Here is a 15594-nt window from a genome sequence, read left to right on the forward strand (position 1 = left end):
AATCGGCACGAATTTACTCGCATGAAGATAGAAACCATTTACAAATATTTTCTACTTACACCCTCGACACATCTACCCGTTGTAGACGACTCTGGAAAACTGATCGGCTTGTTATCTCGTAAGTTGATCCAAATGGAAATGGCTGATTTAAGTAATTCCGAAAAAGAATATGCACAAATTCCAGAATCATTTTTAGAAACGGACATTCCAGAATCTTTCTTTCAATACTTTCAAAGACAAAAATCAATTCCGGTTTTATCTATAACAGGCGAAAAAAAAGAAGAATGGGACAAGGTGCAATTGATGGCGGAACTAGGACAACTCGTCTCAGCCAATCGTCCAAGCCTACCTTCCACAACCGAAACTCAAAAACAAGAAAAAGAACAAAACTCCCGTTTTTGGTTTATGGAACTCATACTTCAGAACTTTCCGGACGGACTTTTAGCAACCGATTTAGAAGGAAGTTCCCTATTTTACAACGAAACCTTTGAACAAAACATTCTACCTAAAAAGTATTTTCGGGATTCAATCCAACAAGCGGAAAGATTACTTAAGGAAATGAGTAAAAACCTTTTAGCGGATTATCTAAAAACCAACGAACTTCGATTAGACGGAAACTCTACCTTTTCTTTACAAACCTATGTGTCCGAACTAGAATGTAACGTAAGAATTATCGTTCTCAAACAAAACTCCAAAATAGCAGGATATCTCTATCATTTCATAACGCCTAAAGCCGTATTAGGACGTCAGGACGAAAATGGACTGGAATTTCCCTCCATTCGGGACGCGTTTTTACAAAAACTTCCACTAGAAACTATGCTTAAAGAAGTGGAAAGTTCGTTTATCTTTTATTCTTTAAAAGCAAACCAAGATAATATATCCCATACCGCTCTTCAATTAGGAGTTCCTAGAACCACACTTCAAAATAGAATCAAATTTTTAGATCTACAAAATCGTTATTCCCTTTCGAGAGAAAATCCGATTCCTCGTAAAAAGGCTTCGGCTTCTGGTTCTTCAGAAAAGTCGCCTAAAAATACGGAAAACAATAACTCTCAGACGCCTAACTCTAAAAAATCCAAAAAGAACGGGCCCAAAACAAACTCTGCATCTAAAAAAAATTCTTCTAAAACCACTGTAAAAAAAAGAAACCGTCGTTGAATAATTTCGTTGACAACCATCCTTCTTATCCGTTATCTCATGGTTAGAGCCGATCTAACTGATCTCTTCTCCACTCTGAATTCTCAAAAATAAAATCTCAAAAAGGCGAAATCCTTCTCCCTTTTTAAAAATCAAGTAGTTCTTTAATATGGCAACAGCAAGACGAGACAATAAAAACAGACACCAACATTCAAACCACAATCATAACAACCAAAACGACTCTGGAGATTCTTTCGAAGAAGAAAACGTAAATCAAGAATCTCAAGAATCTGATTCTTCTGAAAATTCAGATCCCAGATCTCGTAAACGCAAACGAGGGGGGTACGAAGGCCCGGCGCCGGTGCCCATCGACCTTGTAGAACTGAAGAAAAAAGCGATCGCGGATTTGATCGAAGTCGCTAAAAGTTTAGGAGTAGAAAACACTGGCGGTTTAAAAAAGCAGAATTTGATCTTCGCCATTCTACAAGCGCAAGCGGAAAGAGACGGACAAGTTCATGCTGCTGGAGTTATGGAAAAACTTCCGGATGGATATGGATTTTTACGTTCTCCGGATTATAACTACGTTCCAGGTCCAGATGATATTTATGTTTCTCCTTCTCAGATCAAATTGTTCGGTCTTAGAACCGGAGATACAGTCGAAGGTCAGATTCGTCCACCCAAAGAATCGGAGCGATTTTTTGCAATGCTTAGAGTGGAAACCGTCAACGGTTATACTCCGGACGTAGCCGGCAAACGCGCCTTATTTGACAACTTAACTCCTCTTTATCCAAACGAAAGACTCAAGATGGAATACGATCCATCTATGTTGGATACTAGAATTTTAGATTTGATGTGTCCGATTGGAAAAGGACAAAGGGCCTTGATAGTAGCACCTCCTAGAACCGGTAAAACGATTCTGATGCAGAATATCGCAAACGCGATTACATCCAATCATCCGGAATGTTCTTTAATTGTACTTCTAATCGACGAACGTCCCGAAGAAGTGACAGATATGGCCCGACACGTTCGTGGAGAAGTAGTTTCTTCCACATTCGACGAACCTGCACAAAGACACGTTCAAGTCGCGGAGATGGTCATCGAAAAAGCAAAACGTCTTGTGGAACACGGAAAAGACGTGGTTATACTTTTAGATTCAATCACCCGTTTGGCTCGAGCCTATAACCAAGTCATTCCTACTTCCGGTAAAATTCTTTCCGGTGGAGTGGATTCCAATGCACTTCATAAACCGAAGCGATTTTTCGGAGCGGCGAGAAACATTGAAGAAGGCGGTTCTCTAACGATCATCGCCACTGCTTTGATAGATACTGGATCCAAAATGGATGAGGTGATCTTTGAAGAATTCAAAGGAACGGGAAATATGGAAATCCATCTGGACCGAAAACTTTCCGATAAACGGATCTTTCCCGCAATCGATATTAATAAATCCGGAACTCGTAAGGAAGAACTATTAATCACCAAAGACGTTCTTCAGAAAGTGTTTGTTCTACGAAAAGTACTTTCTCCTATGAGTATCACGGAAAGCATGGAATTATTGCTGGAAAAAATGAGGCTTTCTAAAACAAACGACGCCTTTTTAGCCAGTATGAACACACAGTAAACGTTTCAACAAGGGAATTTATGAAAACCGAAATTCATCCAAACTATAGAGCAGCTAAAATCAGCTGTGCATCCTGTGGAACCGTATACGAAACCAGAACTTCTATCGGCGATATTAATATCGAGATCTGCTCCGCTTGCCATCCTTTCTTTACGGGAAAGTCTAAACTAGTGGATACCACTGGTCGGGTAGATAAGTTCAAGAAAAAATATAAGATGCAGTAAAAGTTTACAAACTCTTCTTTCTTTTTATGCCGTCTAAAAACCGAGCAGGAAAACTTTCATGAGTGTAATGGACTTCACGCGGTATAAACAAATCAACGACGATCGAGTCAACTATCGTGAAATGGAAGACGCGACCGTCGTTTCTAATTATAGAAACGTTGGTTGTGGAGACGGTTATCGAATTTATTTAAAAATTGATTCTTCAGAAACGGTCACGGACGCAAGTTATACAACAACCGGTTGCGGGTTCGGAATTGTGGCTCTTGCGATGGCAACGGAATTCGCAAAAGGAAAAACAATCGAACAACTCAAATCGATCACTTCTACAGACATCGAATCCATGTTCGAATTTCCGGAACGTAGAAAAAACTATCCAGAATCCGCGGTCGCAGCCCTACTACAAGCGGTGCGAGATTACGAAAGCGGAGCGGGCATTCCCAAAGAAAAAAGAATCACCGCCGGAAAAGCATTAGAAATTTTGAAAGTAAAAGGTTCTCTCAAAGACGAAGACCTTTCCAGTATTATATTAGAGAAACTTAAATTTGATGGAGTCGATTTTTCAGGCGCCAATTTAGGACACGCATTTCTACAAAACTCTTCCTTTGTAGGAGCTAACTTCTCCGGAGCCAAACTCAGAGGTTCTTTTTTAAACAACGCGGATCTTAGAAACTCAAATTTCAGAGGCGCCGATCTTCGTTGGGCAAAACTAGCAGGCGCAAACGTAGAAGGCGCTGATTTTACGGACGCAATCTACGACATTGGAACCCGTCTTGATCAAAAACAAATTCATCTTTTTTCCGTCATGAAAAAAGAAGGTAAAGATATTTACTTAAACAAATGAAACCGGGAGACAAGGTTAAAATCGTAAAACGCACTTTTCTACATAACGGAATTTTCGTTCATACAAATACGATCGTAGAAGTAATTTCCTTCGAGAACGAAAAATTAGTCGTTTTATTTCACGACAAAGAAGGATTTACACATAATATCGAATCTTTAACTCCTACCGACGTAGTTCCAGCTTAGACTTTTCGTGCCGCTTCCCATAAAGGAATATAACTCAATCGTTTATCTGTAAAGATCAGAACCATCTGGAAATTTTAGGACTTTTGTTATAACTTATTTTATAAATTCAGTTTTTTAGAATATTCTATATTAGCCATATTTCTTTTGTTTTTTACAGTCCTATCGATTTCAAATTAACAACCAATTGTAGTAAATTCTACTTAAGAACTTACTACTCGGACACATAAAAATAGTATTCGAAAATGAATGGGCGATTTTACAAAGACTCAGAAATTTTCAAAAAATTATATTTAACGTGAGCAGGAACGTAAGAAAATCTTAGGTCAATTTTTTCGTAAAAAAATAGATGTGGGAACTCAAACAAATCGTGGATTACCAGTTAAACTTTAAAAATTATAGGAACTACTATGAAATACAAAAAGAACCATCGTCCAATCCGATTTTTGCGCAAAACCGCTGTTTTGTGGTCATCATCAAAATTTAAATCCTATTTTAACGTGAGTTCAGTTGAAAAAGACTTTTTTAAAAGTATGAGTTCCCACACTTGAATACCACAGATTCAATTGTTATAAACTTATATCTTTTAAATTGTGAGAGTTCCCACATTTAAAGAATCGATCTATAAAGTTCAGATTCCAACTTTTTTCAGAATCATAGATTTCTTACGCCGAACTCACGTTAAATAGCACAAATTCAGTATAATCCAATGCGAAAGCAATTGGGGCGCGGGACACTTAGCAGAACTCTATTTCAAATTTAATGTCTCACTTCTCATCATAACCAACCACACAAGTTGAATAGGATTTTAGAATCAAAATTGAACTAAAGCAAAACGCTTTTTACGAAAGCGTTTTAGGTCATTCGACAGATCGCGTTCTATAACAAATTGAAATATCGAAAGAATTTTGTTTTTAGTTCAATTTGTTGATCAGAACTGAAAGCGTAGTCCGACAACGCCGGATTCACTCCCGATTTTCTTACGACGAATTTACTTACCGATCTTATACCGTAAATTTTTATTGCAAACACTGTTTTAGTGCAAAATATTAGGTACTCTATTATGTAGTTCTGAGTAATGCAAAAAACTAGGTGTTTTATTATAAAGATCTCAGTAAAATAGAAATACATTAATATTTCATTATATTCTTTAGAGAATCATTATAATGTCTAAGATAAAATTTAAAGACCCGAACGTTGCCAAAGTATTTAAAAACTATCTAAACGAAGTTCGTGAAAAATTACTTTTTTTAAGAAAACTCATTTTCGACACTGCGGATTTAACCGAAGGTGTTGGTAAGTTGGAAGAAACCTTAAAATGGGGTCAGCCTAGTTATCTAACTTCGGAAACCAAAAGTGGAAGTACAATTCGAATCGATAAAGTTCCATCTAAAGAAGATAAATATGCGATCTATTTTCATTGTCAGACAAATTTAATCTCTACTTTTAAAGAATTTTTTCCCAAAAAGTTTGAGTTCGAAGGAAAATCGTTCCATTCAGCTAAACGTCAAAGATCCAATTCCAAATAAAGAATTGAAAGTTTGCATTTCTTTAGCGTTGACGTATCATCTAAGTAAAAAAACAAAAAAATAAACTTTATGAAAAATGAAATATCAACACACATAACTTTCATAAAGTGAAAAGAAATCATACTTACTCAATAATAATATTGATTAGTGAAGTACACTAACTCGGAATCATTATAATTAAAAAAACATTTTTTAAACTTTAGAAAAAACAAAACGAATCAACAGATTTCCATTTCTAAACTTCCGGTTTCATTCCATGAGAAAAATCGTCTGTAAGAATTTCAAACGCGGTTTTACGACTCGAAGTCAGTTTTAAAAAAGTCAGATCTTCTTTTCTCTTCACGATTAGTTCAGCACTTGCAATCTTACTATTGAGACAATATTTCCAACCACCGGGAGGATTCCAATATTGCAGACATGCAAAATCATTTGGTTCCGCAAAAATTCTACCTTTGAGTTGAATCTCTTTTGAACTCGCAGAAAAACTCCAATCAAAATAACGATACCGGGCCCTTCCAAAGCTTGTAAAAGGATGATTGAGTTTATAGTCCTTTCCTCTAAACCTGAATACGATAGGAGTAATTGCAGGAATCCAAAAAGGCCCTATCTTTAAATTGGCGGTGGCGAGTTCTAAAAAAGAATCCGCATCCTCTTCAAAACCTACAACCTGTCCCCAAGCATATCGATCCGTATGTTTTGATCCCCAGTTATGATTATGACTTCCAACCCAATCTGAAATTTGTATGATTTGCGAACCTAACTTTAAACTTCCGTTAAGTCTCACCAAAGGATTTCCAACCAAAACTTTCGCCTTTGGAAAAGATTCCTCGTATAAACTTTCAGGGAAAAGAAAAAGCGGAGGGCTGCCGTTTGAAATATTTAAATTCCAGAAAAAATCTTCGGAACCTTTTTTATTTCCGGCACTTCCCTTAAGATGAAAATCAGAAAGTTCTGAATCTCCTATCATTATAGATAAAGGAGTAGTATTAAATTTACATTTATCGATTGGGAATTCAGACTTAGAAACGAACCGGGTATTTTTTTCACCGTCAAAATAAATCGCCCAAAGTTCTCCGATCGCCTTTTCGGGAATATTTTTTGGAGAAAAAATTGTATAACGAATCCATATCGCCTTACAAGCGTTAGGGTGATTTGCCCTGACAAACCAACTTTCATAATGTCCTTTTGAATCGTTTTCTCTAAACCTAGGATGATTAAAATTAGATTGGATCACGTTCGGAATTTTCCTTAATTTTAAAAATTTCCGTCTCTTCCTATCGAACTCTTCTACTTTCTCAAGTAGAATTCCATTTTTTAAATTGAATTTTTACTCCAAGGTCGTTTCAAAATCTATACATGTAGGAACTAATACAATTTCTAAAATTGTTCGAACGTCTATAAATCTCTCTAAGAGACTTAATCTGTGGGAGCTCACTTAAATCACGATTTTACGAACAAATTCTAAAAATTGTAGGAACTCATACTATTAGAAAATTCCTTCCTTATTCTCCACGAACTCACATTAGTTTTATGATTTTTTGAACAAGTTTTAAAACAAACGAATAACGCCGTCTTACCGATACTAGATGGATTTTTCAAAAACTCTATTTTAAATCCAATACGTTTACAGAAATTTTCTTTAAATCGACTGAGTAAAATTTGTACTGTTTATCACTTGAAAATCCTTCTACAAAAAAACGATTTAGAGATTTACGATATACTAAATTTGTCATTTGAAACGAAAACTCCGAACCGTCCGAATTTACAAAAACAATTTGAACCGGTATCGGATTATAAGAAGAATTAGAAAAAACCAAACTTAACTCTTCTTGATCCGAAGTAAACAAAGGAGTCGCCAAAATCGCATCCGAAGAAAATTCCGAAAAAGGAACACAATATTGAGGTTGTATTAAACTTTTCTGAAATAGAGGACCTTTTCCATACTTACAAATAAATGAAGGTGGGCTAGAAATATTAAACTCAGTTCTCATTTTTCGATAATCCCAGAAAGGAGTGGGATTTTTTTCTCCGGAAAACAATTTTTCATCTAAAAGTTTACCGTAATTAGAATCCGATTCATCTGAATCGGATTCCTCCGTTTTGTTTAAAATGTTTTTTCCTAAAAAGTATTCAAATACAGGATCGGTAGTATCAGAGTTTAAAAGACTTATAGCTTTTAACAGTCCAGAACTACTTTCAAAATTTTTAAAACACACCCTGGATAAAAGTTCTTCCGATTCATCTCCCGGAAAAAATTTTTTCGAAAGATTAGAACAAGCTTCCTGTTTTCTTCCGGAAATCAAAAGGGTTTTTGCAGTTTCAATTTCACTTCGTTCTTTATTGGCGTAAGAACCGCTCATCCAAAAGTATCTCGCAGAAGAATCATATTTTCCTAAATTTCTAAGAAACTTTCCGTAGAGATACAAAAGATCCGATTTTCCCTCTTCGCTTAACATTTTCAGTTTACCGCCCGAATAAATTCTTTTATAGGCGCTACCTCTCCCTGAATGAAGAGTAAAACTGATACGCAAAGCCAAAGAAGTTTCGGGAGATAAAATTTCTTTCATCTCTCCGAAAGCATGTATTTTTTCCCAACCGTCAAAATCGCCCGTTTTGATTTTTACCGCATAACAAACCTTATAAAGCGAAGAGTTCTCCTTTTTTGAAAGGATTTTAAACAGTAGTGGCATTTCGGGAATTTCGAGCGTCTGTGTTGAAGATACTTCTTCCTCGACGGATTCCTCCTTTGATTCTATCGGTTTTACTTCCTGAAAAAAAACATCCGGTTTTGGAATCGGTTTACTACAACCGGAAACAACAGAAACCAGCGCAAAGGGACTTACGTTCAAACCGTTTGCAAGTTCGGTTACGATCGTGGTATATTTTCCTTTTTTATCCGTGATTTTCCCGGAACGAGTCATGATTAAAATAGCGGGGATGTATTTGCGATATTTCTCATAAAGGAAAAAAAGTCTAGAAGACGCCGTTTTACGTATATCCGATTTCTGAGAGGTTCGAACCAACTCTTCATATAAAGGAATCGAAAACAGTGGGTCTTCTTTTTCCATTGCATATGCTTCTTCGTAAGAAACAGAATGCAAACTATGTATAAAAATTAAGAATATAATAATATAATAATAAATTTTAAAATACATTACGAAGGACTTCCCGTTTTACGTCTGTTCCGTGATTTAGAGGACAAACTTCGGAAGGTACAGTCCCGTTCTTAAAAAGTTCCTTTCTAGGATGTTTACAAGAAGGACCGGGAAGTTTACCGGATTCTTCACAAACGGTCGCACTAATCGCATGTTCGCTAATAAGATATTTTTTTCTTTCGTCCGAACCTTCTGCCGTTTCGAAAATTTTGGCAACGGTTCCCCAAAGAGGAGCGGCAACAGTTCCGCCTAACGCGGACGAGCCGAGTCCGTAACTAGGATCGTCGTATCCTAGCCAAATCGCCATCGACATTCCGGGTTTTACTCCCACGAACCAGTTATCTCTGTTATCGTTTGTAGTTCCTGTTTTACCAGCGACCTCTCCTCTATATCCAGTACTTCTTACTCCTGCGGAATTGGCGCTCCCATGAAGTAGGTCGATCATTATTTCCGCAACCTGTGAGGATAATACCTTTCTTTCTTCTGGAACCTTTAAACCAAACTCATCCGTAGATTTCCTTTCAAATACAATTTTTCCAGATCGATCCGTGATCTTTTGAATCAGATAAGGACGTTTGATCACTCCATCATTTGCAAACGCAGAATACGCAAGCGCCATTTCCAATGGTGAAATTTCCAAAGAACCTAATGCCAATGAAAGATCCCCTCTAAATCGAGAGGATAATACTTTCAAATCAGGAAAGAAATACTTCTGAAAAAAATCCTGAATCTTTGATATTCCTAACTTTTCAGCAATTTGAACCGCTGCGGTATTTTTGGATTTTGCCAATGCAAGTCTAACGCTAATATCTCCGTCGTATTGATTTCCAATATTTTCAGGCATCCAGTTTCCGGTTTGATTTCTATAAATTAACGGTGCGTCTAAAATTCGAGAAGAAGCGTTGATCATTCCGGTTTCTATCGCCGCAGAATATAAAATCGGTTTGATAGAAGATCCGGTCTGACGTTTCATCGCAGTAGTTCTATCCAATTGATTATCCGCTTTAAATTCGGAACCACCGTGCATCAATAGAATCTCTCCTGTAGAAGGATCAACAGCGACTAACGCAACTTGCAATCCGGATTCGTTTTGACCGCCGAAAGAATCCGTATCTATAAATAATTCCAACGCCGGCGAAAGATCTTGTATATATCTTCTAAAAACAGCGGTTTCACTGGAATTTTTATTATCCGTAAGTTTTGTCTTTCGAACCAATCCGTTTTTTTGCACGTTATCTACGTAGTTTTTCACGATTTTTGGAAGTTCCGCTTGGACAGGCTCGGAAATAGTCGTATAAATAGAAAATCCTCCGGTTTCATAAATATTGGAATCTGGGTATAAAGAGTTCAAAAATTTACGCACGTGTTCGGTTACATAAGGAGAATGATCCTTTCGATTTCCGAATACGGTTTCGCCGGGCGATCTCATATGAAAGGAAAGATAAATTTCGTCGAGTTTTGTCTTTGGATTTTCCTTTAAAATCTGGTCTTCTCTAAAAGAGTGAATGATCGCGTTGACCCTTTGTCTAGAAAGATCTGGGTTTTTCAAAGGTGAAAATCGATTCGGAGCGGAAGCCAAAGAAGCAAGTACAATCATTTCCTCCGTACTGAGTTCGGAAGGAGTTTTTTTGAAATAAAATTCCGCTGCACTTGCAAACCCGAACGCTCCGTGCCCCAAGTATACGTTATTTAAATAATATAAGAATATTTGCTTTTTCTCATATGAATATTCTAACGCAAAGGCGAGCTGCGCCTCTTTGATCTTTCGGACAAGGCTTTTTTCCCTATCGTCTAACAAAATTCTTGCGAGCTGTTGTGTGATTGTAGAAGCTCCTTGTTTAAAGCGAAAACTCGTAATGTTTACAAAAACTGCGCGGAGTAAGGACATATAATTGATTCCGCCGTGGGAAAAAAACTTCCGATCCTCTACCAATAGCACGATCTTTTTCAGATTTTCAGGATAAGCATCCCATTCCAGATTACTCGTTTTTTTTGCAAAAATCTCAGAGACCTTTTTTCCATCCCGATCATAGATCACTGAAGGTTGATGATTATAGAATAGAGAAATCATCTCTTTAAGTTCCGATTCTCGAGTGATGACTCCCACCCAAAAAAGGATCATTCCCAAAAGAAGTAGAGAAATAACCGCTCCTGAAGAAAGTAAAATCACGTTCGGAAGCCGAATACTACGTCTGCCTATTTGTTCCTTGAGTCTTTCAGCAAGTGTTTTGACTGTATGTTGTCCATTTGCCCCGATCTCTCGCCTAACAGTTAAAAACGGTTTTTTTTCGGATGTAATCTTTTCTTTTTGAAGAAGTGAATGTGAACTCACATCGGATTCGATTCGATTCCTTTTTATTTCCCTAAATTTTTGTGTTAGTTCCCACAATTTCTGTCGCAGTAGATTCTGAATCTCGGAGAGTTTTTCAAAAATTCCGGGACCGGATGTTTGGGGAACCGTCGGCTCAGGCTGAAGCCGCGGAGCAGATTGCAATTTAGGAGTTCCTACATTTTTAGGTAATTCCGGATGACGTAAAATTTTATCGGATGACTGAACTGGAATCGGAACTTTTGGAATATCCGTTCTTACCAAAACCTTATGCCCACATTGATAGCAGGTAAGTCTAAAAACAGAACCGGTAGGAACTCCTTCCGGAAGCCTAGAAGTAGTTCCACATTCAGGACATAAAAATCGAGTCGTTTTTAGAGTCTGAATTCCAGTCTCCATCATCCTCATAATTGTCGGAAAATTTACGAATTCCAGACAAGCAATTTAATTCTCTTTTTCTCTCCTTTCCGTAACCACTGTAAAATCACAACCCTTTAGTATTTCGGTCGGAACTACATCACCTTCCTTCAAAGGAAACATTGAAATCGACAGAATCTTCAAACCGAACTCTCTAAGCCTATGAGGAACGCCAAATCCCTCGTCACTGTGAAAACGGCCGTTAATATGAATCACTTTTCTATTTCTCATCAAAGAAATATTCGCGATCGAATCAGCCATTCCTGTGTCCCAAAGATATTGAGCGTCTATAAATCGATTTTCCGAACCGGTTCCTGGATGTTTTTTAAGAGCATTTTTAATTTTAATCTCGTAACCTTCTTGGGAAAACTTGCGGATCAGATATTTAGGAGGTAAAAACACAGAACGAATCCGAAACAACGCTTCGAGTCCATTAGAAGCTACTAAATTCACATATTTTCGAGGAACATTAGACGCAAGCACTGGAATTTTATGTTCTTTTGCAAATTTGATAAAAGGGTGATAATCTCGAATATAATTGGGCCAAAGAGTCAGAGAATTTAAATAAGCAGTTTCCGTGATCTGACCGGTCAGATATTCATCCAAAGTTTTTTGCTGATCCCTTTCCAACATTTCCAAAGATAAAATGATAGGAGTTCTTAAAGCGATCTTTTGAAACCAATCCAGACGAATTTTATGTCCAACGACGTCATCGTGCTCCTCTCCAAATATCAAAACATCATAATTTTCTAATGTTTTAAAAATCGTTTCCGGATCTACAATTTTTCCGGTCGACCCGTTTTGGATGGACACTGGCACTGGGATCTCTTTAGTCTCCGATTTTTTATCCGAAAATATAGGATTTATATTCCCTAACGTAATGAACATAAATACTATGAAAGTTTTTTTTAAAGTAGCACCCACTGAACCTCCTACTATCACCAAACAAAGACTTTACGTAGTATCATCTTAAAATTCTCTTATTTTAACGTAAGAAAACCGGAGCAAATCCGGCTGCTACAAACAAGCCGAACTCAGCTATAGTCAATAAATTGTATATAAGAAACATGATACAACATATCGTATATAGTTTCAATTTAAAACGCGATCCGTAGGAGCGATACATTGAGTTCAAGAAGCGAGACGGCTTTAGTTTAAGAAAGCGTTTTGATTTAGTTTCCAGAGCGCCCCGCGATGTATTTGAGTTCAGAAAGTGAAGCGCTTTAGTTCGAAAGAGCATGCTTAAGTCTCCTACCATCGATCGTTTTCGCGTTCATTCACGTTATTTTATTGTCAAACCAAAGTTCTAAATTAAATCTTTTCCAAGATAACTTATAAAAATTTAAATAAAATGGACTTTCCATAAATTTTAAGACAATCAAATAACTTGCTTTGTAGATACAGATACTTATAAATTAAGTATCATGGATTTTAATCGCAAGGCCCTGTTTCAATACAAAATACTGGAGATCTCATTCTATAACCTTGAAATATAATTTAATCTTAAACATAAACTCAAAGATCTCATTTTAAAGTTTTCAGTAATTTAGAACTTTATAAAGATCTTAAATTTAAAAATTTTATTAAAGAAGATTTTTTCAAACTCAATGTGATCATTTTAATAGGGTTTCAATTTTTTGAACCACTGTGGAACTATCAGGTTCAACAGAAGAACGGTATCTCGCTTCTATCGTTCCGTTTTTTGATATTAGAATTTTTTCGAAATTCCATTCCACGTCTCCCGGATTCGGAGAGTTTTGAATCAGATAAGAATACAAAGGATGAATGTCCTTTCCTTTGACGGAAATTTTAGACATCATATCAAAACTGGCTCCTTTTTGAATTCTGCAAAACGTTTCAATTTCTTGATCAGTTCCTGGTTCTTGGCCTCCAAAATTATTAGCAGGAAATCCTACTACTGCAAACCCTTGATCCTTATATTTCTTATAAACCTTTTCGAGATGTTCGTATTGATAGGTATAACCACATTTAGAAGCTACATTCACCACCATTACTACCTTTCCCTTATATTTAGAAAGAGACACTTCGTTTCCTTTAATGTCTTTTACTTTAAAATCATAAAAGCTTTCTTTTGCAAAAACCCCGGCTAATGGAAAAAAAATTCCTAAAGTCATAAACCAAATGAAAAACTTTGAATACATAAAATCGGCTCCTTCTTTCCTAAATTTAAATCCAAACCTTTATTTACTTCAATCGTTTTTCTGAATTAGAGTTTTAGAAAGACCATCTATTCTACGTTAAATAACGTGAGCAGGGCGTAAGATTTTGTTTTATGAAACCTAATTTTTCCGCAAAAAATAAAATGTAAGAACTCCAATAAAGTTGTTAAAATGAATCTTCTTCCGTTTTTTTCATGAAAACGAATGGGGAAAATCGTTTGTAAATATGGATTTTTTCAACAACTCAATTGGCAAAAAATGAACGTTTAAAAATTTGCAAGGCACCAAAATCTGTGGGAACTCTCACAAATATAGTTTATAGTGAAATTTTTTCCTCCACAAACTATATTAAATCATTGTTCTAAAACTTTAGAGAGCATTATAAAAATTGAATCAATAAAAGTAAATGATTCAAAAATCTGCGAACATTTACTATTCGGACACATAAAAATAAGACCAAAAGTGAATGGTCAATTTTATAAAAGATGCAAAAATTCTCAAAAATTAAGTCTGACCCAGCATCGTTGGCATTTTGAAAGAGAGGCTACATTTTAAGTTTTTAAACAAGCCCAACGTTGTATTATTTTCATACATCCGAATAAATAAACAGACCAAAAATTAGAAATAGAATATTAAAAAATACTAAAATAACGTGAGCAGGGCGTAACGCGAAAGGGATCGATGCGTGGTCAAGTTATTGGTATTTTATGAAAATTGAATCTGATTCTGTAGTTTCACAATAACTTGACCGAAGCTGAGAGCCTGGTCCGGCTGCCTATGGCAAGCCGGATTCGCCCTGATTTTCTTGCGTCGAACTCACGTTAAAATAAAAACCAATCGGATTTGTAAATAACGTAAGTTCAAGCAGCGTAAGGAAATGAGAAAGAACTTTCTAAAAGTATGAGTTCCTACAATTTTAAAATTTGTTTGTAAAATCGTGATTTGTAGTAATTCCTCACATCATTTTACGGACAAACTTAAATTTCGTGAGAAGTTCCCTACGACAGATTCAATTATGATAAACTTCTATTTTATAAATTCGTGGTAGTTCCCACATTTTAAGAATCGATCTGCAAAGTGCAGATTCTAACTTTTTTTTAGAATTATGGATTTTTTACACCGAACATATTGCCGAATAGAACAGGGATTCTTTTTAAAAGTCTGGAATTCCTGGCAAATTTCAAATGTATGATAAGAATTTTGTATGAGTTCTCACAAATTTTAAAATTTAGTGGCTTATACTGCGATTTCGTTGAAGAAAGTAAGTAGATTCGGTTCCTCTTGTGCTTCCAGATAATCCAAAGACTGTTCTATCGCCGAATCCAAATAATAAACATAGTTTTTATAATTTTTAAGAAACAATTTTGTCTCTTCCACCTTTTCGGTCGGAAGTTTTCCCTGAACAATCAGTTGCAAAATTGCTAAAATTCCAAATGCGGATTTAAGTGAATCCTGATGAGTAGCGATTTTTAAAATCTCATCCAGATCCACTTCCGAAAACGAAGGCAACAAATCGCTGATCAATTCTAACGCTCCAATCGGAATTTGGCGATCCAGAGATTTGACGTAATTGATGATCACACGATAAGCACGGCTGTCCCCCACCCTAGAAAGAATTTGAACAACACCGGAAAGCAATCGTTTGTGGTAACCCCATGAAAGCCTACCTGAATCCACATCACGCATCACTTGATATAAAAAACTCCACACGAATTTGTCGTTTTCGATTGCTTTATCTGCAAGTTCAGAAAGCCATTCGTCAAAAGAAGGATGTTCCATTTCTTTCGAGAGAAATTCCATCAATTCGACCGGATTTCTAGTCTCAGGTAAGTGACTTTTCTTTTGACCCATAGGTTAACGATTATCCTCTAAAGTAGAATCATTTTCCATTCTTTTTCTTTTCGATGGCAAAGAACGTTGTTTTTTTAGCAAATTTTTAGTTTATTTTAAAAACTTTCTACTGAAACCATAGTTTTTTTTCA

11 protein-coding genes and 1 pseudogene are annotated in these 15594 nt (G+C 36.3%); 6 read left to right on the forward strand and 6 right to left on the reverse strand.

Features of this window, described 5'->3' with window-relative positions; all coding sequences use genetic code 11:
- Positions 1-21 precede the first annotated feature (21 nt).
- From LEP1GSC049_RS224295 to LEP1GSC049_RS16895, 6 genes and pseudogenes are all read left to right on the forward strand, one after another.
- The gene (locus LEP1GSC049_RS224295; protein WP_016560326.1) at positions 22-1158 is read left to right on the forward strand and encodes a CBS domain-containing protein; all 1137 of its coding nucleotides are present in this window, start codon (positions 22-24) and stop codon (positions 1156-1158) included.
- Positions 1159-1306: 148 nt separating this feature from the next.
- On the forward strand, positions 1307-2755 hold the full coding sequence (rho, locus tag LEP1GSC049_RS224290) for a transcription termination factor Rho (RefSeq protein ID WP_016560337.1): 1449 nt from the start codon (positions 1307-1309) through the stop codon (positions 2753-2755).
- 20 nt (positions 2756-2775) lie between these two features.
- Positions 2776-2979, forward strand: a complete 204-nt coding sequence (gene rpmE / locus LEP1GSC049_RS224285; RefSeq protein ID WP_002152427.1) for a 50S ribosomal protein L31 — start codon at positions 2776-2778, stop codon at positions 2977-2979.
- A 58-nt stretch (positions 2980-3037) separates the two neighbouring features.
- Positions 3038-3820 carry a pentapeptide repeat-containing protein gene (locus LEP1GSC049_RS224280; protein ID WP_004756151.1) on the forward strand — a complete coding sequence of 261 codons (783 nt, stop codon included), beginning with the start codon at positions 3038-3040 and terminating at the stop codon, positions 3818-3820.
- The gene (locus LEP1GSC049_RS224275) at positions 3817-4005 is read left to right on the forward strand and encodes a hypothetical protein (RefSeq protein WP_004762480.1); all 189 of its coding nucleotides are present in this window, start codon (positions 3817-3819) and stop codon (positions 4003-4005) included. Before LEP1GSC049_RS224280 ends, LEP1GSC049_RS224275 begins: the two co-directional genes overlap by 4 nt.
- Before the next feature lie 1163 nt (positions 4006-5168).
- Positions 5169-5595: pseudogene (locus LEP1GSC049_RS16895) on the forward strand (DUF1801 domain-containing protein).
- 171 nt (positions 5596-5766) lie between these two features.
- Here LEP1GSC049_RS16895 and LEP1GSC049_RS224270 read toward each other — a convergent pair.
- The 6 genes from LEP1GSC049_RS224270 to LEP1GSC049_RS224245 all read right to left on the reverse strand — a co-directional run bounded on the left by LEP1GSC049_RS224270 (position 5767) and on the right by LEP1GSC049_RS224245 (position 15463).
- Positions 5767-6765, reverse strand: coding sequence for a hypothetical protein (locus LEP1GSC049_RS224270; RefSeq protein WP_004758166.1), 999 nt, complete (start codon positions 6763-6765; stop codon positions 5767-5769).
- 370 nt (positions 6766-7135) lie between these two features.
- Positions 7136-8686 (reverse strand): hypothetical protein, encoded by a 1551-nt coding sequence (locus LEP1GSC049_RS224265; RefSeq protein WP_004756154.1) that lies wholly within the window; start codon positions 8684-8686, stop codon positions 7136-7138.
- Entirely contained in the window at positions 8676-11423 is a 2748-nt protein-coding gene (locus LEP1GSC049_RS224260; RefSeq protein WP_004758176.1) for a transglycosylase domain-containing protein, read from the reverse strand. The genes LEP1GSC049_RS224265 and LEP1GSC049_RS224260 overlap by 11 nt, the downstream gene beginning before the upstream one ends.
- A 36-nt stretch (positions 11424-11459) precedes the next feature.
- On the reverse strand, positions 11460-12320 hold the full coding sequence (locus tag LEP1GSC049_RS224255; RefSeq protein WP_016749759.1) for a ChaN family lipoprotein: 861 nt from the start codon (positions 12318-12320) through the stop codon (positions 11460-11462).
- 725 nt (positions 12321-13045) lie between these two features.
- Positions 13046-13594, reverse strand: a complete 549-nt coding sequence (locus LEP1GSC049_RS224250) for a glutathione peroxidase (protein ID WP_004756160.1) — start codon at positions 13592-13594, stop codon at positions 13046-13048.
- 1254 nt (positions 13595-14848) lie between these two features.
- Positions 14849-15463, reverse strand: a complete 615-nt coding sequence (locus tag LEP1GSC049_RS224245) for a hypothetical protein (RefSeq protein WP_000529881.1) — start codon at positions 15461-15463, stop codon at positions 14849-14851.
- Between the last annotated feature and the right edge of the window lie 131 nt (positions 15464-15594).

The sequence above is a fragment of the Leptospira kirschneri serovar Cynopteri str. 3522 CT genome (assembly GCF_000243695.2).
GTDB classification, from domain to species: domain Bacteria; phylum Spirochaetota; class Leptospiria; order Leptospirales; family Leptospiraceae; genus Leptospira; species Leptospira kirschneri.

Excerpts from the sequence above, each read along its gene's own strand:
- LEP1GSC049_RS224295 (WP_016560326.1), top strand. The coding sequence starts at position 22 with ATGAAGATAGAAACCATTTACAAATATTTTCTACTTACACCCTCGACA.
- rho (WP_016560337.1), top strand. The coding sequence starts at position 1,307 with ATGGCAACAGCAAGACGAGACAATAAAAACAGACACCAACATTCAAAC.
- rpmE (WP_002152427.1), top strand. The coding sequence starts at position 2,776 with ATGAAAACCGAAATTCATCCAAACTATAGAGCAGCTAAAATCAGCTGT.
- LEP1GSC049_RS224280 (WP_004756151.1), top strand. The coding sequence starts at position 3,038 with ATGAGTGTAATGGACTTCACGCGGTATAAACAAATCAACGACGATCGA.
- LEP1GSC049_RS224275 (WP_004762480.1), top strand. The coding sequence starts at position 3,817 with ATGAAACCGGGAGACAAGGTTAAAATCGTAAAACGCACTTTTCTACAT.
- LEP1GSC049_RS224265 (WP_004756154.1), bottom strand. The coding sequence starts at position 8,686 with ATGTATTTTAAAATTTATTATTATATTATTATATTCTTAATTTTTATA.
- LEP1GSC049_RS224260 (WP_004758176.1), bottom strand. The coding sequence starts at position 11,423 with ATGAGGATGATGGAGACTGGAATTCAGACTCTAAAAACGACTCGATTT.
- LEP1GSC049_RS224255 (WP_016749759.1), bottom strand. The coding sequence starts at position 12,320 with ATGTTCATTACGTTAGGGAATATAAATCCTATATTTTCGGATAAAAAA.
- LEP1GSC049_RS224250 (WP_004756160.1), bottom strand. The coding sequence starts at position 13,594 with ATGTATTCAAAGTTTTTCATTTGGTTTATGACTTTAGGAATTTTTTTT.
- LEP1GSC049_RS224245 (WP_000529881.1), bottom strand. The coding sequence starts at position 15,463 with ATGGGTCAAAAGAAAAGTCACTTACCTGAGACTAGAAATCCGGTCGAA.